The 25,530-nt window shown below is 70.6% G+C and carries 27 protein-coding genes; 16 read left to right on the top strand and 11 right to left on the bottom strand.

Features of this window, described 5'->3' with window-relative positions:
• The 11 genes from GT354_RS50880 to GT354_RS53185 form a co-directional block, all read left to right on the top strand.
• Positions 1-526, top strand: a 526-nt coding sequence (locus tag GT354_RS50880; RefSeq protein WP_237536251.1) for a DUF5941 domain-containing protein, incomplete at its 5' end; no start/stop codon positions are given.
• Positions 523-1,299, top strand: coding sequence for a phosphocholine cytidylyltransferase family protein (locus GT354_RS50875; RefSeq protein ID WP_161365105.1), 777 nt, complete (start codon positions 523-525; stop codon positions 1,297-1,299). The genes GT354_RS50880 and GT354_RS50875, both read left to right, overlap by 4 nt.
• The gene (locus GT354_RS50870; protein ID WP_161365103.1) at positions 1,287-2,357 is read left to right on the top strand and encodes an iron-containing alcohol dehydrogenase family protein; all 1,071 of its coding nucleotides are present in this window, start codon (positions 1,287-1,289) and stop codon (positions 2,355-2,357) included. The genes GT354_RS50875 and GT354_RS50870 overlap by 13 nt, the downstream gene beginning before the upstream one ends.
• Complete coding sequence (locus GT354_RS50865) at positions 2,335-3,117, top strand: CDP-alcohol phosphatidyltransferase family protein (protein WP_161365102.1); 783 nt, start codon at positions 2,335-2,337, stop codon at positions 3,115-3,117. Before GT354_RS50870 ends, GT354_RS50865 begins: the two co-directional genes overlap by 23 nt.
• Positions 3,114-4,037 carry a glycosyltransferase family 2 protein gene (locus GT354_RS50860; protein ID WP_161365100.1) on the top strand — a complete coding sequence of 308 codons (924 nt, stop codon included), beginning with the start codon at positions 3,114-3,116 and terminating at the stop codon, positions 4,035-4,037. Before GT354_RS50865 ends, GT354_RS50860 begins: the two co-directional genes overlap by 4 nt.
• A 51-nt stretch (positions 4,038-4,088) precedes the next feature.
• Positions 4,089-5,009: an ABC transporter permease gene (locus GT354_RS50855; RefSeq protein ID WP_161365098.1), complete on the top strand. Its 921-nt coding sequence runs from the start codon at positions 4,089-4,091 to the stop codon at positions 5,007-5,009.
• A gap of 52 nt (positions 5,010-5,061) precedes the next feature.
• Complete coding sequence (locus GT354_RS50850) at positions 5,062-5,847, top strand: ABC transporter ATP-binding protein (RefSeq protein WP_346012535.1); 786 nt, start codon at positions 5,062-5,064, stop codon at positions 5,845-5,847.
• 36 nt (positions 5,848-5,883) lie between these two features.
• The gene (locus tag GT354_RS50845; protein WP_346012534.1) at positions 5,884-6,519 is read left to right on the top strand and encodes a phosphatase PAP2 family protein; all 636 of its coding nucleotides are present in this window, start codon (positions 5,884-5,886) and stop codon (positions 6,517-6,519) included.
• Between the two features lie 35 nt (positions 6,520-6,554).
• Positions 6,555-7,328 (top strand): GntR family transcriptional regulator, encoded by a 774-nt coding sequence (locus GT354_RS50840; RefSeq protein WP_161365096.1) that lies wholly within the window; start codon positions 6,555-6,557, stop codon positions 7,326-7,328.
• 91 nt (positions 7,329-7,419) lie between these two features.
• Positions 7,420-8,325, top strand: a complete 906-nt coding sequence (locus GT354_RS50835; RefSeq protein WP_161365094.1) for a hypothetical protein — start codon at positions 7,420-7,422, stop codon at positions 8,323-8,325.
• Positions 8,326-8,477: 152 nt separating this feature from the next.
• Positions 8,478-8,711 (top strand): hypothetical protein, encoded by a 234-nt coding sequence (locus GT354_RS53185; RefSeq protein WP_202513207.1) that lies wholly within the window; start codon positions 8,478-8,480, stop codon positions 8,709-8,711.
• On the opposite strand, the gene GT354_RS50830 is transcribed toward GT354_RS53185, so the two are convergent.
• Positions 8,668-9,009 carry a metal-sensitive transcriptional regulator gene (locus tag GT354_RS50830; protein WP_346012533.1) on the bottom strand — a complete coding sequence of 114 codons (342 nt, stop codon included), beginning with the start codon at positions 9,007-9,009 and terminating at the stop codon, positions 8,668-8,670. The genes GT354_RS53185 and GT354_RS50830 overlap by 44 nt on opposite strands.
• A gap of 660 nt (positions 9,010-9,669) precedes the next feature.
• On the opposite strand from GT354_RS50830, the gene GT354_RS50825 reads away from it, so the two are divergent.
• Together GT354_RS50825 and GT354_RS50820 are read left to right on the top strand one after the other, a co-directional pair.
• Entirely contained in the window at positions 9,670-10,290 is a 621-nt protein-coding gene (locus GT354_RS50825) for a DUF47 family protein (RefSeq protein WP_020552276.1), read from the top strand.
• Positions 10,291-10,294: 4 nt separating this feature from the next.
• On the top strand, positions 10,295-11,290 hold the full coding sequence (locus GT354_RS50820) for an inorganic phosphate transporter (protein ID WP_161365090.1): 996 nt from the start codon (positions 10,295-10,297) through the stop codon (positions 11,288-11,290).
• Between the two features lie 107 nt (positions 11,291-11,397).
• Here the strand turns inward: GT354_RS50820 and pstB are convergent, their stop codons facing one another.
• From pstB to GT354_RS50770, 10 genes are all read right to left on the bottom strand, one after another.
• Positions 11,398-12,174 carry a phosphate ABC transporter ATP-binding protein PstB gene (pstB, locus tag GT354_RS50815; RefSeq protein ID WP_161365109.1) on the bottom strand — a complete coding sequence of 259 codons (777 nt, stop codon included), beginning with the start codon at positions 12,172-12,174 and terminating at the stop codon, positions 11,398-11,400.
• 74 nt (positions 12,175-12,248) lie between these two features.
• Complete coding sequence (gene pstA, locus GT354_RS50810) at positions 12,249-13,355, bottom strand: phosphate ABC transporter permease PstA (RefSeq protein ID WP_161365088.1); 1,107 nt, start codon at positions 13,353-13,355, stop codon at positions 12,249-12,251.
• Positions 13,352-14,350 (bottom strand): phosphate ABC transporter permease subunit PstC, encoded by a 999-nt coding sequence (gene pstC / locus GT354_RS50805; RefSeq protein ID WP_161365085.1) that lies wholly within the window; start codon positions 14,348-14,350, stop codon positions 13,352-13,354. Before pstC ends, pstA begins: the two co-directional genes overlap by 4 nt.
• Before the next feature lie 37 nt (positions 14,351-14,387).
• Positions 14,388-15,530 carry a phosphate ABC transporter substrate-binding protein PstS gene (pstS, locus tag GT354_RS50800; protein ID WP_161365083.1) on the bottom strand — a complete coding sequence of 381 codons (1,143 nt, stop codon included), beginning with the start codon at positions 15,528-15,530 and terminating at the stop codon, positions 14,388-14,390.
• 290 nt (positions 15,531-15,820) lie between these two features.
• The gene (locus tag GT354_RS56990) at positions 15,821-16,645 is read right to left on the bottom strand and encodes an NUDIX domain-containing protein (protein ID WP_161365081.1); all 825 of its coding nucleotides are present in this window, start codon (positions 16,643-16,645) and stop codon (positions 15,821-15,823) included.
• Entirely contained in the window at positions 16,632-17,624 is a 993-nt protein-coding gene (locus GT354_RS50790; RefSeq protein WP_161365079.1) for a CHAD domain-containing protein, read from the bottom strand. Before GT354_RS50790 ends, GT354_RS56990 begins: the two co-directional genes overlap by 14 nt.
• Positions 17,611-19,797 carry an RNA degradosome polyphosphate kinase gene (locus GT354_RS50785; RefSeq protein ID WP_161365077.1) on the bottom strand — a complete coding sequence of 729 codons (2,187 nt, stop codon included), beginning with the start codon at positions 19,795-19,797 and terminating at the stop codon, positions 17,611-17,613. Before GT354_RS50785 ends, GT354_RS50790 begins: the two co-directional genes overlap by 14 nt.
• 84 nt (positions 19,798-19,881) lie before the next feature.
• Positions 19,882-20,820: a mycothiol synthase gene (mshD, locus tag GT354_RS50780; protein ID WP_161365074.1), complete on the bottom strand. Its 939-nt coding sequence runs from the start codon at positions 20,818-20,820 to the stop codon at positions 19,882-19,884.
• Positions 20,821-20,867: 47 nt separating this feature from the next.
• A complete protein-coding gene (locus GT354_RS50775; protein WP_161365072.1) occupies positions 20,868-21,887 on the bottom strand; it encodes a LacI family DNA-binding transcriptional regulator in 1,020 nt (339 codons plus the stop codon).
• Between the two features lie 160 nt (positions 21,888-22,047).
• Positions 22,048-22,761 (bottom strand): response regulator transcription factor, encoded by a 714-nt coding sequence (locus tag GT354_RS50770; protein WP_161365070.1) that lies wholly within the window; start codon positions 22,759-22,761, stop codon positions 22,048-22,050.
• A 164-nt stretch (positions 22,762-22,925) separates the two neighbouring features.
• On the opposite strand from GT354_RS50770, the gene GT354_RS50765 reads away from it, so the two are divergent.
• From GT354_RS50765 to GT354_RS50755, 3 genes are all read left to right on the top strand, one after another.
• Positions 22,926-23,756 carry an alpha/beta fold hydrolase gene (locus GT354_RS50765; protein WP_237536250.1) on the top strand — a complete coding sequence of 277 codons (831 nt, stop codon included), beginning with the start codon at positions 22,926-22,928 and terminating at the stop codon, positions 23,754-23,756.
• 122 nt (positions 23,757-23,878) lie between these two features.
• Positions 23,879-24,139, top strand: coding sequence for a MoaD/ThiS family protein (locus GT354_RS50760; protein WP_161365068.1), 261 nt, complete (start codon positions 23,879-23,881; stop codon positions 24,137-24,139).
• Positions 24,136-25,530: hypothetical protein (locus GT354_RS50755; protein ID WP_161365066.1), on the top strand; the 1,395-nt coding region annotated here is incomplete at its 3' end. The genes GT354_RS50760 and GT354_RS50755, both read left to right, overlap by 4 nt.

The raw sequence follows: 25,530 nt of genomic DNA, 5'->3' as shown, positions 1-25,530 counted from the left end.
GGGCCTCGCCGGAGCCGGCGTCTACGCACTGTGCGCGGGTCTCGCCGTCGGCCGCCCGCTCGTGCGCCGGCTCGACTGGGTCGTGCCGCCGATCTTCCGGGCCGCCGAATACGCCGCGATCACGATCCTGGCGGCACAGGTGGTGCCGGCTTCGGTCGCCGCGGCCTTCGGTCTGGTGGCGGCCACCGCCTACCATCACTACGACACGGTGTACCGCCTGCGCGGCGGCTACGGGGCCCCTCCCCGGGCCCTGGTGTGGCTGGTCCTCGGTCACGAGGGGCGAGTGCTCCTGGTGACCGTGCTCGCGGCACTGGGCGCGACCCCGCTCCGGGTCGGCCTGGTCGTCACGGCCGGCGTCCTCGCGGCGATCGTGCTCACCGAGAGCATCGTGTTCTGGGTGCGTGGAGCGCGCCCGGACATCGACGACGTCACCCCGGTGGGACCGGCCCCCTCGGCCCCGACGTCGTCACACCGCCCCCTGGAGACCGCGGCAGCGGTCTCCGATCGAACTGGAGACTCCTCATGATCGGCCTTGTCCTCGCAGCCGGCGCAGGCCGCCGGCTGCGCCCGCACACCGACACGTTGCCCAAGGCCCTGGTGCCGGTGGGAGCGCCCGGCGAGCCGGACAGCCAACGGTCGATCCTGGAGGTCACCCTCTCCCACTTCGCCGCGGTCGGCCTGACCGAGGCCGCGATCGTCGTCGGCTACTGCGGCGACGCGATCCGCGAGCGCCAGGACGCGCTGCAGAGCCGCTACGGCCTCAAGCTGCACATGGTCGACAACGACAAGGCCGAGGAGTGGAACAACGCCTACTCCCTGTGGTGCGCGCGCGATCACCTCGCCAACGGCGTACTGCTGTGCAACGGCGACACCCTGCACCCGCTCTCGGTCCAGCGCACGATGCTGGACGCACGCGACGCCGCGGACCCGGGCAAGGGCATCATCCTCGCGCTGGACACCGCCAAGCCGCTCGCCGACGAGGAAATGAAGGTCACCCTCGACGCGGTCGGCCGGATGCGCCGGATCACCAAGCTGATGGACCCGGCCGAGGCGGCCGGCGAGTACATCGGCGTCACGCTGATCGAGGGCCACGCGGCCCCGGCACTGGTCGAATCGCTCAAGGCGACCTTCGAGGCCGACCCCCAGCTGTACTACGAGGACGGCTACCAGGAGCTCGTCAACCGCGGCGGCCGGGTCGACGTGCAGCCGATCAGCGCGCCCGACACCCGGGTCGACTGGACCGAGATCGACACCACCGAAGACCTGATGGTTGCCCGGGAGATCGCGTGCCGGTACTGACCCGACTGGTCCCCACCCCGCTCACCGTCGACATCAGAGCGGGGGCCGTCGACGATCTCGCGTCCATCCTGGCCGACCGACGGGTGTCCACCTCGGGACGCGTCGCGGTCGTGGTCAGCGGAGGTTCCGGGGCCCGACTGCGGGAGCGGTTCGCGCCACAGCTGCCGGGCGCCGAGTGGTACACGGTCGCCGGCGGCACGCTGACCGCCGCCGTCGACCTGGCCGACCGCATGCGGGCCGGCTCCTACGACGCGGTGGTCGGCCTCGGCGGCGGCCGCGTCCTGGACGCGACCAAGTACGCCGCGGCGCGGGTGGGCCTGCCCATGGTCGCCGTCGCCACCAACCTCGCCCACGACGGCATCGCCTCGCCGGTGAGCATCCTCGACAACGACGCGGGTCGCGGCTCCTACGGCGTGCCCACGCCGATCGCCCTGATCGTCGACCTCGACCTGGTGCGCGCCGCGCCGCAGCGCTTCGTGCGCTCCGGCGTCGGCGAGTCGCTGTCCAACCTGTGCGCGGTCGCCGACTGGGAGCTGTCCCAACGCGAGACCGGCGAGCAGGTGGACGGGCTCGCCGCCGCGTTCGCGCGCACCTCCGGCGACTCGATCCTGCACCGCCCCGGCAGCATCGAGGACGACGACTTCCTGGTGGCGCTGGCCGAGGGACTGGTCCTCTCCGGCATCGCGATGTCCGTGGCGGGCACCACCCGCCCGTGCAGTGGCGCGTGCCACGAGATCTCGCACGCGATCGACCTGATGTACGGCGAGCGCGACGGACACGACGGCCTGCACGGCGAACAGGTGGGCCTGGGAGCCGCGTTCGCCACCCACCTGCGCGGCGACGTCGAGCTGACCCGGCTCTTGACGAGCACGCTGGATCGACACAAGCTTCCGGTCGTGCCGGAGCATCTCGGCCTGACCATCGACGAATTCGTCAAGGCCGTGAGCCATGCGCCCCAGACCCGTCCGGGGCGGTTCACCATCCTCGAACATCTCGACCTCGACAATGACGCCATCCGGGATTCGGTGACCGAATATGTCAACACCTACGGCGGCTGAGCTTCGCTCGGTCGTACACCCCGAGGGCCTGCTCGACCGGCGCAGTGGCGAACACTGGGCCGGGCGCATCTACATGAGGCAGATTTCCCTCCAGGTCACCCGACGCATCGTCGGGACCCGGGTGACGCCCAACGGCCTCACCTATCTGATGATCCTCGCCGGCATCGCCGCCGGCGCCGCCCTGATCCTGCCCGGCATCGCCGGCCCGCTCGCCGCACTCGTGCTCGTGCAGCTGTACCTGCTGCTCGACTGCATCGACGGCGAGGTGGCCCGCTGGCGCCGGCAGACCTCGGTCACCGGTGTCTACCTCGACCGGGTCGGCCACTACCTCTCCGAGGCCGCGCTGCTCAGCGGCGCCGGCCTGCACGCCGCGGGAGTGCTCGACGGCGGCGGCTTCAACGGCTATGCCACGCTCGGCGTGGTCGCCGCCCTCGGCGCGATCCTGATCAAGTCCGAGACCGACCTGGTCGACGGCGCCCGCGCCAAGAGCGGCCTGCCGCCGGTCCAGGACGCCGCCGCCGTGCCGCGCTCGTCGGGCGCCGCGTCGCTGCGCAAGATCGTGGCCTCGCTCAAGTTCCACCGCCTGGTCGGCGCCGTCGAGGCGTCGATCTTCCTGCTCCTGGCGGGCGTGCTCGATCTGGTCCTCGACGACGGCGGCCTGCTGTACAGCCGCATCGCGGTCACCGCGCTCGCCGCCATCGCGCTTCTGCAGACCGTGTTGCACCTGGTCAGCGTGCTGATGTCGAGCAGGCTCCGATGACCGCCGAGGCCGCACCCGGGCCCGCCCCGGCGGCCGGCCCGAGCAAGGCCGAGCGGGTCACGCTCGGCACCGTCGTACTGACCATGGGCGATCGTCCCGACGAGCTGAACCGGCTGCTGCGCTCGGTCGCCGACCAGGAGGGCGCACCGATCCCGGTCGTCGTCGTGGCCAACGGCGGCCCGCTGCCGCAGTTGCCCGAGGGCGCGACCGGCGTGGCCCTGCCGGAGAACGTCGGCATCCCCGCCGGCCGCAACGTCGGCACCGACGCCCTGCGCGAGGACACCGACGTCGTGCTCTACCTCGACGACGACGGCCGACTCGCGGGCACCGACGCGGCCCGGCTGCTGCGCGAGGCGTTCGCGGCCAACCCGCGCCTGGGCATCGTCAGCTTCCGGATCGTGGACCCGGACAGCGGCGAGACCCAGCGGCGACACGTGCCTCGCGTGCGCGTGGGCGACCCGCTGCGCTCGGGGCCGGTCACCACGTTCCTCGGCGGCGCGAGCGCGGTGCGCGGCGCGGTGCTGCGCGAGGTCGGCGGTCTGCCCGACGACTTCTTCTACGCCCACGAGGAGACCGACCTCGCGTGGCGCGCGCTCGACGCGGGCTGGGAGATCGAGTACCGCTCCGACATCGTCCTGGAACATCCCAAGACGAGTCCGGCCCGGCACGCGGCCTTCTTTCGGATGAACGCCCGCAACCGCGTATACCTGGCCCGCCGCAACCTGCCGTGGCCGCTCGTGCCCGCCTACCTGGGTACCTGGGTGGTGCTCACGGCCGCCCGTCGGCCCTCCAAGGAGGCCGCACGGGCATGGGCCGCCGGATTCCGCGAGGGCTGGCAGACCCCCAGCGGTCCTCGCAAGGCGATGTCGTGGCGCACGGTCTGGCGGATGACCAGACTCGGCCGTCCGCCCGTCATCTGACAGGCTGGAATCTTCGTACCGTTTCGATCCGACGCAGACGAAAGTGTCAACGTGGCCAACAGTGCGCAGGCCGACACCCTGAGCCCGCAGGGGACGTCGGCGCCCCCCGGCACAACCGAATCCCTGGCGGATCTCGCCGCCCGCTACAAGCTCACGGTCAGTGGTGCACGTCCCGGTTTGGTGTCCTACGTCAAGGAGCTCTACCGGCGCCGCCACTTCATCGTGGCGTTCGCCAACGCCAAGACTCGGGCCACCTACAGCACGGCCAAGCTGGGCCAGGTGTGGCAGGTCCTCACCCCGCTCATGAACGCCGCGGTGTACTACCTGATCTTCGGCCAGTTGGTGAAGACCAACAAGAACATCGACAACTACGTCGCGTATCTGGTCACCGGCATCTTCGTGTTCACGTTCACCCAAAGCGCGGTGCTCGCGGGCAGCCGCGCGATCAGCGACCAGCTCAGTTTGATCCGCGCGCTGCACTTCCCCCGTGCGTGCCTGCCGATCTCGTTCACCATCGTCCAGCTCCAGCAGTTGCTGTTCTCGATGGTCGTCCTGTGCGCGATCGTGCTCGGCACCGGCGAGCCGCTCACGCTCAAGTGGTTGTACGTGGTGCCCGCGCTCATCCTCCAGTTCGTCTTCAACATCGGACTGAGCCTGATCCTGGCGCGGATCGGTGCGGTGCTGACGGACATCAAGCAACTGCTGCCGTTCATCCTGCGGACGTGGTTGTACACGAGCGGCGTCTTCTACAGCATCTCCGCGTACACCAAGAGCGCGCCGTCCTGGATCGCCTACGCCCTCAAGGCCAACCCCGGCTCGGTCTACATCGAACTCATCCGCGACTCGTTGATCGAAAGTCACACGGACATCTCCGTCTACACCTGGGGCCTCGCCGTCGGGTGGGCCCTGCTGTTGGGCGTGGGCGGGTTCGTCTACTTCTGGCAGGCGGAAGAGAGGTACGGCCGTGGCTGACCAGCCCACGATCCTGAACTGGGCGGACGCCGCCGCGCCGCCGGAGGTCGACGTGCCCGAACCCGCCGCTGCCGCCGAGCCCGAGATCGCCCCCACGGTCGTGGTCGACGACGTCCACCTGATCTACCGCGTCCACGGCGCCTCCGCGGGCAAGGGCAGCGCGACCTCCGCGCTGTCGCGCCTGGCGTTGCGCAAGAAGGCCGCCGGGATCACCGAGGTGCATGCCGTGCGCGGCGTCAGCTTCGTCGCGTACAAGGGTCAGGCCATCGGCCTGATCGGCCGCAACGGATCGGGCAAGAGCACGCTGCTCAAGTGCATCGCGGGCCTGCTGCCGCCGACCACCGGCAAGATCTACAGCGACGGCCAGCCGTCGCTGCTGGGCGTCAACGCGGCGATGATGAACGACCTCACGGGCGAGCGCAACATCATCCTGGGCTGCCTGGCGATGGGCATGACCCAGGCCGAGGCCGAGGCGAGCTACGACGAGATCGCCTCCTTCTCCGGGCTCGACGACTACAACGGCAAGGATTTCACCAAGCTGCCGATGCGGACCTACTCGTCCGGCATGGCCGCCCGCCTGAGGTTCTCGATCGCGGCGGCCCGCAGCCACGACGTGCTGATGATCGACGAGGCACTGGCCACCGGCGACCGCGAGTTCCAGCTCAAGAGCGAGGCGCGCATCCGCGAGCTGCGCAAGGAGGCCGGCACGGTCTTCCTGGTCAGCCACAGCATGAAATCCATCCGCGACACGTGCGATCGGGTGATCTGGATCGACCAGGGCCTGGTCAAGATGGACGGTCCGATGGCCGAGGTCGTCGCGGCGTACGAGAAGAAGTAGTACCGAGACAGCACTACCGCTCGAAGGGGTTCCCGAGTGTCCTTGCAGGTTCTGGCGGAGAGTACCGACGACAACCTCGACATCGAGGTGTTGCGTGACGTCAACGGTCTCACCGAGCACACCTCGTGGGCGCACGGGTTCATGGAGTTCATGGGCGAGTACGGCATGTTCGCCGTACTCGCCGCCCTCGGGCTGTTCGCGTGGTGGCGCGCTCGCGGGCGCGCGGATCACACGGTGGCCGTCGCGGGCCTGATCTGGGCCCCGTTGGCGGCCCTGGTCGCGGAGCTGGCCAACGCGCCGCTGCGCACGTGGGTGGACCGACCGAGGCCGTTTTTGAGCCACGACGGGCTGCACGTGCTCATCGAGGGCAAGACCGACCCGTCGTTCGCGTCGGACCACGCGCTGACCACGATGGCGCTCGCGGTCGGGATCCTGCTCGTCGACCGGCGGCTGGGCGTGTTCGCGGTGCTCGCGTCGGTGTTCACCGGCTTCTCCCGGCTGTATGTGGGCGTGCACTACCCGACCGACGTGCTCGCCGGCTTCGCGCTCGGCACGTTCGTGGCGCTGCTCGGCTCGATGATCGTGGTCCGCGCGCTCGTGCCCGTCGTACGCATGGTCGAACAGGGACCGCTGCGCCCGTTGGTCGCGACCGGGCCGCGCCCGGTCGCCTGACGGCGGCACGGCCGAGGGGAGCGGGGGCTCAACCGATGGACACCGAACCGACCGACAGCGTGGCGGCCCAGAGCACGTCACCCACCCGCACACCGTCCGACAGCGTCGCCGGCGACGCCGTGATCGGCCGCGACGCGGGCCTGCTGGGCGAACGGCTGAGCCTGCGCGAGCAGGTCGCGCGCGCGGTGCGGGCGGCCCTGGTCGCGGGCCGGATGCAACCGGGCGTGGTCTATTCCGCGCCGGCGCTCGCGACCCGCTTCGGGGTGTCCGCGACCCCCGTGCGCGAGGCCCTGCTCGATCTGGCCAAGGACGGCCTGGTCGAGCCCGTGCGCAACAAGGGATTTCGAGTCCGCAGCATGACCGCGGCGGATCTGGACGACATCCACCGGCTGCGCGAACTCCTGGAGATACCCACCGTCGGCAGCCTCGCCCGAGACGGCTGCGCCGCCGAACTGCCGCGCCTGCGAGCGCTCGCCGACGACATCGCCGACGCGGTGTCGCGCGCCGACGTGGTCGACTACGTGGACGCCGACGACCGCTTCCACGCCCACCTGCTCGGGCTGGCCGGCAACGCCCGGCTGGTACGCGTGGTGGCCGAACTGCGGGCCCAGGCCCGGCTGTACGGTCCGAGGCCGCTCGCCGAGAACTCCGACCCGGGCGGGATCGGCGCCGCGCACCACCACCTGCTCGACCACATAGCCGCCCGGGACCCGGACGCCGCCCAGGAGCTGACGCGCCGCCACCTCGCGTGGTCCCGCCTGGGCCCGGCCGCGCCGCGCACCGACCCGGCCTCCCCCGAACGGCCGTAACCGCCCGTCCCGCCGCTCGTTGTCCCCAGGAGCCGCCCGCCGCGTGGCGCGTTGTCACACGGCGTATCCGAGCATCCCGGGAGAACCCGACATGTTGGTCCGTACCGCGCTCACGGGCGCCTGCTGCGCCCTGGTCCTGGCCGGGATCACCGGTTGTCAGGGTGACGACGTGCAACCCGAGGGCGCACGGCTCCAGGAGACCGGGAAGGCTCCCACGCCGGCCCCCGGCGCGGCGCTCGCGATTCGCAAGGCGGCCGACGTCACCACGAGCGCGAAGAGTTCGCGTACCCGCACCACCATGACGATGCAGTCCGACCGGCGCGTGGTCACGCTCACCGGGGAAGGCACGTTCGACTACGTCCGCCACGTCGGCTCGCTCACCATCGACGCCCCCAAGGACTCCGGCATCGCGGGACCCCTCCAGGAGATCCTCACCCCCGACGCGCTCTACATGAAGAACGCGGCACCGGGGATCCCCAAGGACAAGTGGATCAAGCTCTCGATCGCGGGACTCGGTGACGGCAACCTGGTCAGCGGTGGCGGCACCGATCCCGGGACGTCCTTCGAGATATTGCGAGGCGTCAACGACGACGTCGTGCTCGTGGGCACCGAGAAGCTCGGCAACGACACCGTCCGGCACTACAAGGGCACGCTCGACATCCGCAAGGCGCACGACCTGACCCCACCCGAGGTGCGCGGTCCGTTGGCGGCGGCGCTGAAGACCTTCGACAAGGCGCCGATCCCGTTCGACGCCTACCTCGACGAGACCGGTCGACTGCGCAAGGTCGAGGAGCAGTTCGCGTTCCTGATGGGCCCGAGCGACGGCGCGAAGCCCGCCCCGACCACGAAGGTGGTCTCGGGCGCGGAGCTGTACGACTTCGGCGTGCGGGTCGACGTCACGGTGCCGGCCGAAAAGGACATCTACGTGCCGCCGGCCCCGTCGACACCGCCGGCCAAGGCGTCGGGCGCGCCGGCGCCCACCGGCAAGCGCGGCTGAGTCTACTTCCGCCGAGCGCGGCCGAGTCACTTCCGCGGCGCCGTTGTGGGCGGTCCCCATATGACCCAGGCGTGCCATGTCCGCACCGCGGGCCCAGCCCTACGCTGAATGGGCGAGGGGCCCGTCCGGGCAAGCGCGAGGAGGTGGTGTGGGTGTCACGGTTCTCCGATCGGCGCGTGCACGACCACGTCGTCCTCGACGAGATCGAGCTCTACGGCGACCTGATGATCGCGGCGTCGGCGAGCGAGGGCCCGCTGACCCAGGCCCAGATCGACGCCGTGCTCGGGCTCGGCGGCCGGATCTCCGGGGCCCACACCCGGGCCGGCCCCCGTCGCCGCGGGCTCAGGAGCGCACCAGGCGTGCGATTGCCTGGGACGCCTCCTTGACCTTGGCGTCCGCCTCGGGCCCGCCCTTCTCGACCGCGTTCGCGACGCAGTGCCCGAGATGCTCCTCGAGCAGGCTCAGCGCGAAGGACTGCAACGCCTTCGTCGCCGCCGAGACCTGGGTCAGGATGTCGATGCAGTACTCGTCCTCGGAGACCATCCGCTGCAGACCGCGGACCTGCCCCTCGACTCGCCGCAGTCGCTTGAGGTGCTCGTCCTTGCGCCCGCTGTAACCGTGCTCGTGCCCGGCGGGTGTTTCCTTCGCGTCCGCGTGTGCGAGCGCCTGCGGTTCCTGTTCCACCGTCGTCTCCCGTATTCGTGCGGCCGTGTCCCACATACCCGAAATCGCCCTGGTGGAGAATTTACCCCCGGGGGGTATATCCGGCAAGCGTTTCGCCCACTCCGTCAACTGCTTCGACCGCGCGAATGTGCCCGCGATCGCGATCGCGACCGCCGAACCGGCGCCACGCGAGGAGCCGATCCGGCTCGAATTCGACCATGGTGTCGTGCGCTCGGTACAACCGCCCCGGGCGCATCGCCACCCCGAATCGCGACCCTGTGGTCGGCCGTTCGGGACCGTCGATCGGCCGGCGTACGGTGCCCGAATCGTGCGTCCCGTGGTGCCTGCGCGGATCGGCCGAAACCGCGAATATCGTCTCGGGTCGCGCGTCGACCGTGATGCTCCTCCCGGTGCGCGGGTCCGCTTCGTGTGATGTGGGCGACATGGGTCGAGGGTAGGCGGCCCTGTCCCCGAGGAGCCGCCCGCACCCATACTCTGGCGTTGTGACGGGCGTCCGGGCCGGCGGAACGGGCGGTTCCACGTGCCCGTTCGTCGCGGTGCGCGTGCGTCCCGTTACCGCTGGGTACGGTCGGGGTTCGTGTCGACTCCCCGGTTTACGTGCATGACCGCAAGAGCGCCTAGCATCGACGCCGACCACTTTCATTATCCCGGAGACCTCAAGTGCGATTGCGTCTGACCCCCAGGGAAACGAGCTTCTACGACATGTTCGCCGCCGCGGCGAGCAACCTGGTCACCGCATCCAAGCTCCTCACGGAGTTGCTCGGCGCAGAGGTCTCCGCTCGTCCGGAGATCGCCGAACGGATGCGCGCGGCCGAGCATGCCGGTGACGACACCACGCATGCGATCATGCGCCAGCTCAACGCCTCCTTCATCACGCCGTTCGACCGTGAGGACATCTACGCCCTCGCGTCGCAACTGGACGACGTCATGGACTACATGGAAGAGGCCGTCGACCTGGTCGTGCTGTATCAGCTCGACGAACTCCCGCCGCAGGTCGCGGATCAGATCGAGGTGCTCGTGCGGGCCTCGGAGCTGACCGCGGAGGCGATGCCCAGGCTGCGCACGATGAAGGACCTGACCGAGTACTGGATCGAGATCAACCGCCTGGAGAACCAGGCCGACCAGATCCACCGCAAGCTTTTGGCCCACCTGTTCAGTGGTGCGTACGACGCGCTGACGGTGCTCAAGCTCAAGGGCATCGTCGACGTGCTCGAAGAGGCCGCCGACGGTTTCGAGCACGTGGCCAACACGGTCGAGACGATCGCCGTCAAGGAGTCCTGAGCCAGTGGATCTCGCTGGTCTGATTCTTGTCGTCGGTGTCGCGCTGTTCTTCACCTACACCAACGGTTTCCACGACTCGGCCAACGCCATCGCCACCTCGGTGTCCACTCGGGCACTGACGCCGCGCGCGGCGCTGGCCATGGCCGCGGTGATGAACCTCGCGGGCGCCTTCCTCGGGGAAGGCGTCGCGAAAACCGTCAGCGAAGGGCTGATCGCCACACCCGAAGGCCATCAGGGCTTGGTCATCTTGTTCGCGGCGCTCGTCGGCGCGATCTTTTGGAACCTGCTGACCTGGTACTTCGGCCTGCCCTCGTCCTCGTCGCACGCGCTGTTCGGTGGTCTCGTCGGCGCCGCGCTCGCGGGCTCCAGCACCGTCCACTGGGACGGTGTGATCGAAAAAGTCGTCGTTCCGATGTTCCTGTCGCCCATCGTCGGCCTCGTGGTCGGCTACCTGGTGATGGTCGGAATCATCTGGTTGTTCCGCAAGTCCAACCCGCACAAGGCAAAGCGCGGATTCCGGATAGCGCAGACCGTCTCGGCGGCCGGCATGGCGCTCGGGCACGGCATCCAGGACGCCCAGAAGACGATGGGCATCGTGGTCATGGCGCTGGTGATCAGTGGCCGTCACGAAGGCGACGGCATTCCCGTGTGGGTGAAGTTCGCCTGCGCGATCACGCTGTCGCTGGGCACCTACGCGGGCGGGTGGCGCATCATGCGCACGCTCGGCCGCAAGATCATCGAGCTGGACCCGCCGCAGGGCTTCGCCGCCGAGGCCACGGCCGCGTCGATCCTGTACACGACGGCCTACGTCTTCAAGGCGCCCATCTCCACGACGCACATCATCACGTCGGCGATCATGGGTGTCGGCGCCACCAAGCGGGTCAAGGCCGTGCGCTGGGGCGTCGCGAAGAACATCCTGATCGGTTGGTTCACCACGATGCCCGCGGCGGGCGCGGTGGCGGCCCTGACCTACTGGATCGCCCACCTGATCGTGGGCTGACCCGCCGACCCACGCGCGACATCCGCGAGATGTCCCGGATATGCCACGAGAGGGCTCGCACCTGTCCCGGTGCGGGCCCTCTCGCATGTCCACGTGGTGTCCCGGCCTCAGCCGAACCGGCCGGCGATGTAGTCGGCGGTGGCCTCCTGGGTCGGCGCCGAGAACATCTTCTCGGTGTCGCCGATCTCCACGAGGCGACCGGGCTGGCCCGGACCCGCGAGGTTGAAGAACGCCGTCTTGTCGGAGACGCGCGCGGCCTGCTGCATGTTGTGGGTCACGATGACGATCGTGTAGCGCTCCTTGAGCAGCGCGATCAGGTCCTCGATCGCGAGCGTGGAGATCGGGTCGAGGGCCGAGCACGGCTCGTCCATCAGCAGCACCTGCGGCTCGACCGCGATCGCGCGCGCGATGCACAGTCGCTGCTGCTGGCCGCCGGACAGGCCCGCGCCGGGCTTGTTCAGCCGGTCCTTGACCTCGGTCCACAGGTTCGCGCCGCGCAGCGAGCGCTCGACGATCGCGTCGAGGTCGCCCTTCTTCTTGACGCCCGCGAGCTTGAGGCCGGCCGCGACGTTGTCGTAGATCGACATCGTCGGGAACGGGTTGGGTCGTTGGAACACCATGCCGACCGTGCGGCGCACCGCGACCGGGTCGATCTCGTGTCCGTACAGGTCCTGCCCGTCGAGCGCGACCGAGCCCTCGACCCGGGCGCCCGGGATGAGCTCGTGCATGCGGTTCAGGGTCCGGATGAAGGTGGACTTGCCACAGCCGGAAGGACCGATGAAGGCCGTGACCGAACGCGGCTCGACGGTCATCGAGATGTTTTCGACGGCCTTGTTCGAGCCGTAGTAGGCGTTCAGTCCGGCTACTTCGATGCGCTTGGTCATTCCTGCCTCTGAATCGGTACGAGTGTCGGTGCCGTGATCGGACCCGGCCGAGGCCGCGTCCCGTGCCTTGAGCTTCATCGGCCCGCCTTCGGTGCCTTCCAACGCGCGATCAGGCGCGCCGCCAGGTTGAGGATCATGACGATGAGGATCAGCGTGAGCGCGCCCGCCCAGGCACGTTCCTCGGCGAACTTGTTGCCCGCGTGGTTCTGGTCGAAGACGAACAGCGGGAGCGCCGACTGCCAGCCCGTGAACGGGTTCGTGTTGATCGACTGGGTGAGGCCGACCAGCAGCAGCAGCGGCGCGGTCTCGCCGATCACGCGGGCGATGGAGAGCATCACGCCGGTGATGATGCCGCCGAAGGCGGTGGGCAGGACGACCTTGAGCACCGTGCGCCACTTGGGGATGCCCAGGGCCAGACTGGCCTCGCGCAGCTCGTTGGGGACGAGCTTGAGCATCTCCTCGGCGGAGCGCACGACGGTCGGCAGCATCAGGATCATCAGCGCGAGCGAGCCGGCGAAGCCGGACGCCTCGAAGCCGAGCATCAGGATCCAGAAGGCGTAGATGAACAGACCCGCGACGATCGAGGGCAGGCCCGTCATGACGTCCACGAAGAACGTCACGGTCTTGGCGAGCCGACCGCGCCCGTACTCGACGAGGTAGATCGCGGTGAGCAGGCCGATCGGCACCGCGATGAGCGCGGCGAGGCCGACCTGTTCCACTGTGCCGATGATCGCGTGGTAGACGCCGCCGGTGTCGTCGCGAGAGCCCACCCCGCGCATCGAGTGGGACAGGAAGTAGGGCGTGAGCTTGTCGACGCCGCGCTGGATCGTGTAGCCGAGCAGCGAGACCAGCGGCAGCACGGCGAGCACGAACGTCGTGGAGATCAGGCTCGTGGCGAACCGGTCACGGGCCCGGCGGCTGTCCTCGAAGTGCCACGAGACCGCCGTCAGGGCCACGATGAACGCGATGCCCGACAGGAAGACCGCCAGGCCCCAGTTGCCCTGGACCAGCTTGAGCAGCACCAGGAGCACGATCGCAGCCGCGGCGATGGCCCACGGCACCTGACGCGGCAGCGTCCGGCGGGTCAGCGAGACCGGGCGCGGGTCCGCGCGTCCGGTGCCGACCTCCACCGTGTCCGTGCCGATGCCCGGGCGCTTGTCGCCCGTGTCGAGGACGGTCATGAGTTCGCTCCAGAGAACTGCTTGCGCCGGTTGATGACCACGCGTGCGGCACCGTTGACCAGCAGCGTCATGACGAACAGGACGAGACCGGAGGCGATCAGCGCGCCGCGGCCCACGTCGCCCGACTCGCCGAACTGGTTGGCGATGTTCGCCGCGATCGTGTTGTTGCCCGGGTCGAGGATGTGCACCGACACCAGGAAACTGGGCGACAGGATCATCGCCACCGCGATCGTCTCGCCCACCGCGCGGCCCAGGCCCAGCATCGAGGCGCTGATGATGCCGGGCTTGCCGTAGGGCAGGACCGCGACCCGGATCATCTCCCAGCGCGTGGCGCCGAGCGCGAGCGCGGCCTCCTCGTGGGCGCGGGGCACCTGGAGGAAGATCTCCCGGGAGACCGCCGCGATGATCGGCAGGATCATGATCGCCAGGACGACGCCGACGGTGAAGAGCGTGCGTGCGGTGACGCCCGCCTGCTCCTTGTCGAACAGCGGGATCCAGCCGAGGTAGGTGGACAGCCAGTCGTGCAGCCCCAGCATCTTGGGGGCCAGGAAGACGGCCCCCCACAGGCCGTAGACCACGCTGGGCACGGCCGCCAGGAGGTCGATGACGTAGCCCAGCGTCTGGGCGATCCGCCGCGGGGCGTAGTGCGTGATGAACAGCGCCACCCCCACCGCGACCGGCACCGCGATGAGCATCGCGAGGCCGGCGCTGACAACCGTGCCGAACACCAGGGTGACGACACCGAAGGCGGGCTTGGCCGCGTTCGGGTCCCAGCCCTGGTCGGTCAGAAAGCTGCCCTGGTTCTTCGACAGTGCGTCCGTAGCCTTGACCACGAGGAAGATCGCGATCGCGGCCATGATGGCCAGCAGGCTGATGCCGGCGCCGCGGGAGGCACCGGAGAAGATCCGGTCGCCGAGCCGAACCTTGGTGCGCTTGGCCGGCGCGGGGGCCGGGCGCTCGGGTTCCGCCGGTGCGGTGGGGGTGGTGGTGGACATCTCTCTCCGTACGAGTCGGTCGCTCAGCGGGCTCGGACTAGGACAGACCGGCCACGGCGGCGCGAACCTTGTCGGCCACCGTCGTCGGGAGCGGCGCGTAGCCGATGCCCGAAAGCACCTTCTGGCCCTCGGCGCTGGAGGTGTAGTTCAGGAAGGACTTCAGCAGCGGGAGCTTGTCCGCCGGGGTGCCCTTCTCGCAGACGATCTCGTACGTGACCAGGATGATCGGGTAGGCACCCTCGACCTTGGTCGCGTAGTCGACCTTGAGCTTGAGGTCGTTGCCGGTGCCCTCGATCGTGGCGGCCTCGACGGCCTTGCCGGCCGACTCGGGGGTGAGCTTGACCGGAGCCGCGGCGCCCGTGTTGATCAGCGCGATGCCCAGGCCCGAGTTCTCGGCGAAGGACTGCTCCATGTAGCCGATGCCGCCCTGCGTCTGCTTCACGATGGAGGCGACGCCCTCGCTGCCCTTGGCGCCCTGGCCGGCCGGGGCCTTCCAGTCCTGCGCCGCGTCGAAGGTCCAGTCGGCGCCGGCGGCGGCCTTGAGGTACTTGGTGAAGTTCTCGGTGGTGCCGGAGGCCTCGGACCGGTGCACGGTCTGGATGGCCGTCGACGGCAGCGTCGCGTTCGGGTTCAGCGCCTTGATCTCGGGCGCGTCCCACTTCTTGATCTTGTCCGAGAAGATCCCGGCGATCGTCTTCGCGTCCAGGACGATGTCCTTGACGCCGGGGACGTTGTACGCCACCGCGATCGGGCCGGTCACCATCGGAAGGTTGATCGCCTGGCCGGGGGCGCACGCCGCGCCGGCCTTGGCGACCTCTTCGGGCTTGAGCGCCGAGTCGGAGCCGGCGAAGGTGACCTGCTTGTCGAAGAACGACTGGCGGCCCGCGCCGGAACCCGAGGACGCGTAGTCGATCGAGGCACCGTTGCACTTGGCCTGGTAGGCCTTCGCCCACTCGTCGAGGGCGTTCTTCTGGGCGCTCGACCCGGCGGCGGCGAGCTTGCCGGTCGCGCAGTCGCCCTTGGGAGCCTCGGCGGCAGGCGCGCCGGCGGCCTTCGTCGACGTGGTGTCGTTGCCGGAGCTGTTGTCGTCGGAGCCACACGCGGCCAGCGTGAGCGCGCCGGCGAGGGCAAGGCCGGTGAAGCCGATACCGCGACGGACACTGCGGGGCCGAATGGTCACGGCGCTCCCTCTTTCGATCGAACTCAACTCGTGGTGTGGCGGTCCGAGTGACCGCCCTCGTCCATGAAGTTAGGCCGTGCGAATGAAGCGATCCGCCGGGGAAAGTGAACCGAGGGTGAACTCGAACGGTCGAGTCAGATAAGCCGACCGCTGGGTGAATTGTCGGTCGATGTATGCATATACCGGCGCTGAACTGGGGCCTTGTCGGGCCGTTCGGACGCCGTTCATCCCACGTTCACCCAAAGCCGACACGACGTTGCGGAAACCGTGTCCTCGTCATGACCGAGCGCTCAGCTTCCCGTGGGGTACGGGGCGTATCGCGCCGTCGACACCACCCGTCCCGCGTGAACGTGCAAAACCGCGAACTCCGCGGGCAGCAAGGGCTCGGCCGGCAGACGCGCGCCGGCCGGGGCGTCGGCCGAGGAAAACGGGTGCGAACCCTGCGCGCACAACACGGTCGGGCGGCCCGACCGGACCGCGTCGGCCACCGTGCGCGGCGACCGCGACACCCGCGCCCCCGACGCCGCCACGAACGGCTCCAGCGTCGCGACGGCCGACGCTTCCGCGCAGCCGTGGACATCCGTCGGACCGAACGCGGTCAGCATCGGCGCCAACTCCCGCGCGAAAGCCGGACCCGGTCGCACCACGAGCACGGGCACCGTCGCCGCCGGCGGACCGCTGCGCAACGCGGTGATCAGCGACTCGGTGTACTCGGGGTCGCTCGTCCGCGCGGCGGCCTCCTCCGCCGGCCCCCACCAGATCCGATCCACCTCGTCGTTGGGGACGAAGGATCCCGAGACCGCCTCGGCGACCCAGTAGCGGTTGATCTTCAGCCGATCCCCCGACCGCAGCGGATAGCTGCGCACCCCCAACTCGCGGCCGAGCACCGCGCGGTGGCCGGTCTCCTCGGCGACCTCGCGCACCGCGGCGACCACCGCGGGCTCACCCGGCTTCGACTTGCCCTTGGGAAACGACCAGTCGTCGTAGCGCGGCCGGTGCACGAGCGCGACCTCGGTCTCTCGCCCGTTGCGCCGCCACAACACCGCGCCCGCCGCGAGCACCGGCACCCGGTCCGCCCACGCGCTCGCCTCGCTTGACCCGTCACCGGTCGACATCGAGCCACGCCCTCACGTCGGGCCCCGTCGCCTTGGGCCACACCCGGGTCAGCGCGTGCCGCTGCGTGGTCGCCGCCAGGCGCTGGCGGGCGTACAACTCGCCCAGCACGAACGCGGCCGGCCCGCCCACGCGCGGCCGCGCGGCCAGGTCCGCGACCAACGTCGCCGCCATCGTCGCGTCCTGATGCACGCCGAGCACCTCGGTGACCGCCTTGAGCCGACGCGCGAGGCGGGCGGCGGGGGCGCCGAAGGCCGGCACCGTCATGTCGGCCGCGTAGCGCGCCCGCTTGGCCAGGATCCGGACCCGGTGCCAGTGCTCGTCGTCGGTGCCCGCATAGGGGGTGAACGTCTCGACGTCCGCCGGATAGGGCACGGCGGCCGCGGTCAGCGGCAGGTTCGCGACCGCGCGGTCCAAGCGGCGCACGGTCCTGGCGACCAGTTTCGGGACGACCTCGGCGCCCGGGGCCGCCGCCCGCTCGGTGAAGGTCAGGCCCAGGGCCGGCTCGACGAGCCGACCGCACAACTCGGTGAACACGTGCGTGCCCAGCGCCTCACGGGCGCGGTCGCGCCCGGCGCCGAGGTCGGCGTGCAGGCGGCGTCGCACCAGCGTGCGCGCCCGAACCGAGCCCGGACGCTCCGGCAACGCGTCCAGGTCGGCGAGCAGTCGCTCCATGAGCACCTCGCCGTCCCGCTCGCCCGCCAACGCGTTCGCCGCGTCGCGTAAGCGCCCGCGCAGCGCCTGGGCCGACTCCGTCTCCAGCAACGGCCCGCACGTCCCCAGCGCGCTGCGCATCCGTCGGGCGGCGACCCGCGCACTGTGCGCGGCGTCCTCCTCGTGGGCGTCCAGCCGAGGAAGCTGATCGATGAACGCGCCCGCCTCACCGACCAGGTGGGCGAGCAACACCTCCCCGGCCGAACCGATTTCGGCCGCGGCGCGCGGCCGCGGGATCGTCGTCGCCGTGTGCTTACTCCGGGCCACGTCTGCGCCTCCGGGTCTCGATGAGGTGCTCCTGCACGTCACGAAGCCGGGTGCCGTCGGCGGCGGTCACATGTCTGGTCCAGGTGCCGTCCCGATCCAGGTGCCAGGACGCGCTCTCCTCGCTCATCCCCAGGTCCATGAAGGACGTCATCTCGTCGCGATGCCGATCGCCGCGCAGCCGCACCGCCGCCTCGACCCGGCGGTCGAGGTTGCGGTGCATGAGGTCGGCACTGCCGATCCACACCTCGGGTTCGCCGCCGCCGGCGAACACCCATATCCGAGAGTGTTCCAAAAATCGGCCGAGAATACTGCGGACTCGGATGCTCTCGGACAGTCCGGGAACCCCGGGGCGCAGCGCGCAGATGCCCCGGATCCACAGATCGACCGGAACACCGGCCTGTGAGGCCCGATACAGCGCGTCGATGATGATCTCGTCGACGAGCGAGTTGGATTTGAGCCGCACGTACGCCGGCAGCCCCTGCTCGTGGTTGGCCACCTCGCGCTCTATCCGCTCGACGAGCCCGTTGCGCAACGAATGCGGGGCCACGAGCAGGCGCCGAAACGATTGCGCGCGCGAGTAGCCCGAGAGCCGGTTGAACAGGTTCGACATGTCCTCGCCGACCTGCGGGTCGGCGGTGAGCAGGCCCAGGTCCTCGTAGAGGCGGGCCGTCTTGGGGTTGTAGTTGCCGGTGCCGATGTGGCAATACCTGCGCAGCGCGTCGCCCTCCTGGCGAACCACCAGGGACAGCTTGGAGTGCGTCTTGAGCCCGACCACGCCGTGCACGACATGGCAGCCGGCCTGTTCGAGCTTGCGGGCCCAGGTGATGTTGGCGTGCTCGTCGAACCGCGCCTTGAGCTCGACCAGGACGAGCACCTGCTTGCCGGACTCGGCCGCGTCCACGAGCGCGTCGACGATCGGCGAGTCGCCGGACGTGCGGTACAGGGTCTGCTTGATCGCGAGCACGTGCGGGTCGGACGCGGCCTGCTCCAGGAACGCCTGGACCGACGTCGCGAACGAGTCGTAGGGGTGGTGCACCAGGACGTCGCGCTTGCGCATCGCGGCGAACACGTCGGCGGCCTGCGCGGTCTCCACCTCGGCCAGGTCGCGGTGGGTGCCGGCGACGAACGCGCGGAACTTGAGCTCGGGTCGGTCCAGGTCGGCGATCGCGTGCAGACCGGTGAGGTCCAGCGGCCCCGGCAGCGGATATACCTCCTTCTCGCCCACGCCCAACTCGCGCACGAGCAGGTCGAGTACGTGCGGGTCGATCGTCTCCTCGACCTCCAGGCGCACGGGCGGGCCGAAGCGGCGGCGCATCAGCTCCCGCTCCAGGGCCTGGAGCAGGTTCTCCGCGTCGTCCTCCTCGACCTCCAGGTCCTCGTTGCGGGTGACCCGGAACGCGTGGTGGCCGAGTACGTCCATGCCCGGGAACAGGTCGCCCAGGAACTCGGCGATCACCTCTTCGAGCGGGACGAACCGCGCCGGCGAGGTCTCCACGAAGCGCGGCAGCAGCGGCGGCACCTTGACCCGGGCGAAGTGCTCGTTGCCCGAGCGCGGGTTGCGCACGACCACCGCGAGGTTGAGCGACAGGCCCGAGATGTACGGGAACGGGTGCGCGGGGTCGACCGCCAACGGCGTGAGCACCGGGAAGACGCGTTCGCGAAAGAGCGCGTACAGCGACTGGCGTTCGCCGTCGGTCAGGTCGTCGAAGCGCAGCAGTTCGATGCCCGATTCACCCAGCGCGGGGAGCACGTCGTGGTGCAGGCACGTGGCATGCCGGGCCATCAGCGCGCGGCTGCGCGACCAGATGTTCTCCAGTACCTCGCGCGGTTGCAGCCCGCTCGCGGCCTTGAGCGCGAGGCCCGTGGCGATGCGGCGCTTGAGTCCGGCGACGCGGACCATGAAGAACTCGTCCAGGTTGGACGCGAAGATGGCCAAAAATCTGGCCCGCTCCAACAGCGGCGTGGTCGGGTCCTCGGCGAGTTCGAGCACGCGTTCGTTGAACGCCAGCCAACTGCCCTCACGATCCAGGAAGCGATCGGGCGGCAGCTCGGGTCCCGGATCCGGTGGCGCCACCACGACCGGGGCCTTCCCTTCGGCCGCACCGGCGGCCTTCGCCCGGGGAGCGGCAACGGTCAGGTGGCGGGAGCGCGCTGCGGGGGTCTCGGCGTTCATCAGACCATTGTCTTTTCGGGATGGTCTATATGCACCTGTGCAAAGGCGTGCCGAAACAGATGTTCGCCAGGTTTCACACTCAGTTCAGCGGCGGTACATCACATCGACCGTGTGCACCCGAAAACCCAAACGGGTGTAAACCTTGACCGCCGCCTCGTTGTCGGCGTCCACGTACAGCAGTACCTCGCCCAGTGGTCGGCCGTCGAGCGAGCGCTCGGCCAGATGGCGCAGACCCACGGCCGTGAGCAGCGCGCCCAGGCCGCGGCCCTGCGCGGCGGGGTCCACACCGACCACGTAGACCTCGCCCAAGGGGCCCGTGTCCCCCGTCGCGGGGTGCGTCTTGGTCCAGTGGAAGCCGAGCAATTCGCCGGTCGCGGCGTCCTCGGCCAGGAAGAAACCGGCCGGGTCGAACCACGGCTCGTCGAAACGTCGGCGCAGGTCGTCCAGGGTCCACCCGCCCTGCTCGGGGTGGTGCGCGAACGCCTTCGCGTTGAGCGCGAGCCAGGCCCGGTCGTCCTCGCCGGGGCGAAACGCGCGCAGGCGTACGTCGGCGGGCGTGGCGATGTCGGGCACGGCGGCGGCCGAGCGGCGCATCTGCCACAGCTCGCGGAACGCGGTGAAATCGAGCGCCGCGGCCAACCGCTCGGCGGCCGGCAGCTTGCCGTGCGCCCACACCCGCAGCCGACCCTGTTCGTCGGCGCCGGCGGCCTCGGCCACGAGCGCCTCCAGGAGAGTGCGGCCGATGCCCGCGCCGCGCGCCGAGGGCCCGACGAACAGCTCGGCCGAGGGGCCGTCGACCGGATCGGAGGCGTCCAGATGCGCGAAGCCCACGACCCGGTCGCCGACGCGCGCGAACAATTCGCGTGCCGCGGGCGCACCGTGCCGCAGTTCCAGGCGCGACTGCTCCGACAGCGGCGACGCGCCGTCGGTGCCGGTCGTGGCCTCCGCGAGGGAGAGGACGGCTTCGACGTCCGACGCCCGGGCCCGGTTCACCGTCTCGATCGACACATCCGCGTTGTCCATGCGTCCACCGTACTGAGCGGGCGAGCCGATCGGGCGGCGAGGCGGGGTCAGCCGCAGCCGCAGCTGCGGCGCACCACGAGGGTGGTCGGGAACGTGCGCATGCGCGGGTCGCCGGCCGCGGCCGGTTCGCGCTCCAAAGCCAGTTCGACCGCGGCACGGGCCATGCCCGAGCGGTCGGAGGTGACGGTGGTGAGCGGCGGGTCGGCGATGGCCGACTCGGCGATGTCGTCGAAGCCGACCACGGCGAGATCCTCGGGCACCCGCAGCCCGACCTCGCGGGCGGCGTGCAGGACACCCATCGCCTGGTCGTCGGTCGAGCAGAACAGCGCCCGCGGTCGATCGGGCCCCGACAGCAGCGACAACGCGACCTGGTAGGCGCCGAAGCGGCCGAACGGCGCCTCGTGCAGGATGCCGTCGGTGGACAGGCCCCGCTCGTGCATCGCGCGCCGCCAGCCCGCGACGTGGTCGGTCACCGGGTCGCCCGAGTCGGGCGTGGTCGGCGGTCCGCCCAGGCAGTCGACCCGAGTGAAGCCGTGCGTGTCCAGGAGATGGCGGGTCGCGGTGTAGGCGCCTTCGACGTCGTCGATGGTCACCGCGTCGCCGCCGAGCGCGTCGGGTCGCCGGTGCAACAGGACCACCCGTACGTCGCGGGCGGCGATCTCGCGCGCGGCCCGCTCGGAGGGGCCCTGACTGACCAGCACCAGACCCGAAACCTGCATGCCGAGGAACGCGCGCACGTAGTGCAGTTCGCGGTCGTCCTCGTAGTCGGAGTTGCCGATCAGCACCAGCCGGCCCTGCTCGAAGGCGGCCTGCTCGACGGTGTGCGCGAGTTCGGCGAAGAACGGCTGCCGGGCGTCGGGCAGCACGAGGCCGATGAGGTTGGTGCGGCGACTGGCCATGGCCTGGGCCACGCTGTCGGGCCGATAGCCCAGCTTGTCTATCGCCGCGAGCACGCGCTCGCGCGTGGCCGGAGCGACCGGGCGCGGGCCGTTGTTGACGACATAGGAGACCACCGCGGTGGAGGTCCCCGCGAGGCGGGCGACATCGTCGCGGGTCACTTTGGGCACGGCGTCATTGTAGGTACGTGGACCCGTGGGACTCACGGGAGTTCATCACCTGGACGAGCGACGGGGCAGTGTTCCGGGTTGCTCCGGATAAGTCTTGTTTGGGTGGTGATGATGGGGTCGGCGACGGGCCGAGGGGGAGGATCGAACAGGTTTGTCGTGTTCACGTGCGCTCGGCGAGGGCGCTTTCACCGACCCCGCGATCAGGCACCACGAACCGATAGCCGACGTTGCGGACGGTACCGATCAGGGCCTCGTGCTCGGGCCCGAGTTTGGCGCGCAGTCTGCGCACGTGCACGTCGACGGTGCGGGTGCCGCCGAAGTAGTCGTAGCCCCAGACCTCCTGCAGCAACTGGGCGCGGGTGAACACCCGGCCGGGGTGCTGCGCGAGGTATTTGATCAGCTCGAACTCCTTGAACGTCAGGTCGAGCACGCGACCGCGCAGTTTCGCGCTGTAGGTGGCCTCGTCGATGGACAGGTCGCCGTTGCGGATCTCGGTCGGCTCGTCCTCCGCGCCCTGCGCGGCCTGGAGCCGGCCGATCGCGAGTCGAAGCCTGGCCTCGACCTCCGCGGGCCCCGACGTGTCGAGCAGGACGTCGTCGACACCCCAGTCGGCGGTGAGCGCGGCCAAACCGCCCTCGGTGGTCACCAGGATCAACGGCGCCCCGACGCCGGTGGTGCGCAGGACCCTGCACAGACTGCGCACCTGGGGCAGATCCCGCCGCCCGTCGACCAGGATGACGTCCGCGGCGGGGGCGTCCACCAAGGCGGACGCCTCGGCCGGGGCCACCCGTACCTGATGCAGCAGAAGGCCGAGTGCGGGCAGCACCTCGGCCGACGGCTGGAGCGCGTTCGTGAGCAGCAGCAGAGCACTCAACGGGACACCTCCACTAAAACACGAAAGGACCCGGGGCTTCGTCGCCCGGATCCTTCATTGGTTGTCGACTCGTCCGAATCGGTGACCGTTCGGGAACCACTTCTGGGGTCCTTGGGGTGTGCCCGTCATCGGAGGGGTGAGCCTGCCGGGCCAGGATAGCGAACATGCCTCACGGAACCGACCGACCCGGGGATCTTCCCGCACTGCGGACACCTTCGCGTCCGGTGTCCACCTCGATGCCCGCACCCGAGCAGGCCACGCTGTTCACCGACGACGACGTGCGCATCAGTGCCGCGCACGTTGCTCCCGACGGCGCCGGGCCGCGCGAACTCGGCTTCGTGGTCGCCCACGGATTCACCGGATCGTGGCGTCGTCCCGCCGTCGCGGGGGTGATGGCCGGGCTGCGCGAGTACGGGGGAGTGGTCGGATTCGACTTTCGCGGACACGGTGCCTCGGGCGGGGCGAGCACGGTCGGCGACCGTGAGGTGCGCGATCTGGCGGCGGCGGTGGGCTGGGGCCGCAGGCTCGGCTACCGGCGGATCGTGACGGTCGGCTTCTCGATGGGCGGCGGCGTGGTGTTGCGGCACGCGGCGCTGTACGACGGCGTCGACGCGGTGGTCGCGGTGAGCGCTCCCGCGCGGTGGTACTACCGGGGCACGCCGCCGATGCGCCGGGTGCACTTCGCGATCGAGCGGGTGGCGGGCCGCGCGGTCGCGCGTTTCGCGCTGCGGACCCGGATCTCCCCCGAGGAGTGGGACCCGGTCCCCCTCGCGCCGTTCGAGGCCGCCGCGCTGATCGCCCCCACGCCGCTGCTCGTCGTGCACGGCGACAGCGACCCCTACTTCCCGCTCGACCACCCCCGACAGATCCACGACGCGGCCCGCGAGCCCAGACATCTGTGGATCGAGCCGGGTCTGGGACACGCCGAGAACGCGGTCGGCGCGGCCCTGCTCGGCCGGATCGGACGATGGGCCCGGGAGAACGCGCGAGGGTGATCGGGGCCGCGGCGGGGCGCGTGGGGTTCGTCGGGCGCGCCGGGGGCGTCATCATGGATGCTGCGCGCCCCGACATCGTCCGGTCGCGCTCCAGGGATCACACGCACAGGAGGACGCGCGCGATGGCGGTCGGCACCATGCGGTACTGGGCCGCGGCGAAGGAAGCCGCGGGCACGCCCGAGGAGCCGTACGACGCGGCCACCCTCGCCGAGGCACTGCGAGGGGCTCGGGAACGGCACGACGACTCGGTCCGCTTCGCCGCGGTCGTCGCGAACTGTTCGTTCGTCGTGGACGGCGACCCCGTCGGCAGGCGCGACCACGCGGGCGTCACCCTGACCGAGGGCGGCACCGTCGAGGTGCTGCCGCCCTTCGCCGGCGGATGAGCGGCCGACGAGGTCGCCCGGCGGGCGACCGACACGAGGAACCGGCGGCGTACGAGCAGGCGGCGTACGAACCCGAGCCGGGCGGGCCGGCCTTCGCGGTCGACCCCGGCCGGCCCTACGACGAGCCCGTGCCCCAGGCATACGGCGGCGGATACCCGGACCCCGCGCAGTACCCGCAGCAGCCCGGCGACTACGCCGGCCACGAGTATCGGCAGGAGGCGTATCAGCAGCAGCCGTACGCCGAACAGCCGTACGCCGAGCAACCCTTCGCCGGACAGCAGCCCTACTCGGAGCAGACGTACGGCGAGCAGCCCTACGCCGAGCAGTCGTACGCCGAGCCCTACCCGGACCCGCAGTACGCCGAGCAGCCGTACGCCGAGCAGCAGCCCTACGTCGACTCCTACGGCCGGCCCTACGCCGAGCAGCCCTACGCCGAGTCGTACGTCGAACAGGTCGCGAACCCGCCCGCCGGCGGGTACGGCTATCCGGACGCCGGCGACGTGCTGCCCGCGGTCGCCGAGCCGGGCTACGACACGTACGGCTACGGCGGCGAGGGGAACGGCGGACACGGCGCGAGCGGGGGCGCCGGCGAGGGCGCGACGAGCGTCATGCCGGCCGTGATCGTCGCCGGGCCCGAGTCGGACCACGCCGTCGGGTACGAACCGGAGTCGGCCTACGAGCCCGCCGCCGACTACGCGTTCGGCGGCGACGGTCCGGTCGAGGCCGGGTCGGAGCACGGCGCCGAACTCGAACCGCTCGCCGCCGAGACCGCGTACGTTCCGGCCCCGCGCGCGCCCGAACCCGAGCCCGCCGGGCCGCGAGCCGCTGCCCGGACGCCCATCTGGGATCCCCCGGGGATGCTGCCGGCGCTGTGCACGCTGGGCCTGGCCGCCGCGCTCGCGGGGACCGCGATCGTCGGCAAGCCGGCCCTCGCGGTGGGCGTCGCGCTTCTCCAAGTCCTCACCGCCGTCGGGTGGTTCCGGCTCAACGGGATGTGGCCCGCGCGGCAGGGCATCGCGCTCGTCGTGCTCGCGGCCTTCGCGACCGACGCCGCGGTGTTGGCCAAGGGCGCGGAGGGGCTGGCGAGTGTGCCGGCCGTACTGGCCGTGACGTTGCTCGTGGTGATCGCCTTGCAGGCCCGCGGCGGAGCCCGGCCGGGCGACCTGCTGCCCGCGCTCACGGTGACCGCGTCCGCGGCGCTGGTCACCGCCTTCGACGTGGCCTACGTGGTCGCGGTCGACCTGGAGGGCGGCCCGATGAAGGCCGGCGCGGCGGTGGCGCCCGCCGCGGTCGCGGTCGGCGTCGCGATCCTGGTCCGGGGTGTGCCGTTGCCCACTCCCGTCGCGCCGATCCTGGGCTGGCTGCTCGGGACGGCGGCCGGCGCCGGCGCG

This window comes from Streptomyces sp. SID3343 (assembly GCF_009865215.1).
Lineage (GTDB): Bacteria > Actinomycetota > Actinomycetes > Streptomycetales > Streptomycetaceae > Embleya.
Note: the sequence above shows the minus strand (reverse complement) of the source record. Positions and strands in the feature narration are given on the sequence as shown.

Excerpts from the sequence above, each read along its gene's own strand:
- GT354_RS50865 (WP_161365102.1), top strand. The coding sequence starts at position 2,335 with ATGTCAACACCTACGGCGGCTGAGCTTCGCTCGGTCGTACACCCCGAG.
- mshD (WP_161365074.1), bottom strand. The coding sequence starts at position 20,820 with ATGGACAACGCGGATGTGTCGATCGAGACGGTGAACCGGGCCCGGGCG.
- GT354_RS50840 (WP_161365096.1), top strand. The coding sequence starts at position 6,555 with ATGGACACCGAACCGACCGACAGCGTGGCGGCCCAGAGCACGTCACCC.
- GT354_RS50860 (WP_161365100.1), top strand. The coding sequence starts at position 3,114 with ATGACCGCCGAGGCCGCACCCGGGCCCGCCCCGGCGGCCGGCCCGAGC.
- GT354_RS56990 (WP_161365081.1), bottom strand. The coding sequence starts at position 16,645 with ATGTCGACCGGTGACGGGTCAAGCGAGGCGAGCGCGTGGGCGGACCGG.
- GT354_RS50875 (WP_161365105.1), top strand. The coding sequence starts at position 523 with ATGATCGGCCTTGTCCTCGCAGCCGGCGCAGGCCGCCGGCTGCGCCCG.
- GT354_RS50765 (WP_237536250.1), top strand. The coding sequence starts at position 22,926 with ATGCCTCACGGAACCGACCGACCCGGGGATCTTCCCGCACTGCGGACA.
- pstB (WP_161365109.1), bottom strand. The coding sequence starts at position 12,174 with ATGACCAAGCGCATCGAAGTAGCCGGACTGAACGCCTACTACGGCTCG.
- GT354_RS50785 (WP_161365077.1), bottom strand. The coding sequence starts at position 19,797 with ATGAACGCCGAGACCCCCGCAGCGCGCTCCCGCCACCTGACCGTTGCC.
- pstA (WP_161365088.1), bottom strand. The coding sequence starts at position 13,355 with ATGACCGTCCTCGACACGGGCGACAAGCGCCCGGGCATCGGCACGGAC.
- pstC (WP_161365085.1), bottom strand. The coding sequence starts at position 14,350 with ATGTCCACCACCACCCCCACCGCACCGGCGGAACCCGAGCGCCCGGCC.
- GT354_RS50760 (WP_161365068.1), top strand. The coding sequence starts at position 23,879 with ATGGCGGTCGGCACCATGCGGTACTGGGCCGCGGCGAAGGAAGCCGCG.
- GT354_RS50835 (WP_161365094.1), top strand. The coding sequence starts at position 7,420 with ATGTTGGTCCGTACCGCGCTCACGGGCGCCTGCTGCGCCCTGGTCCTG.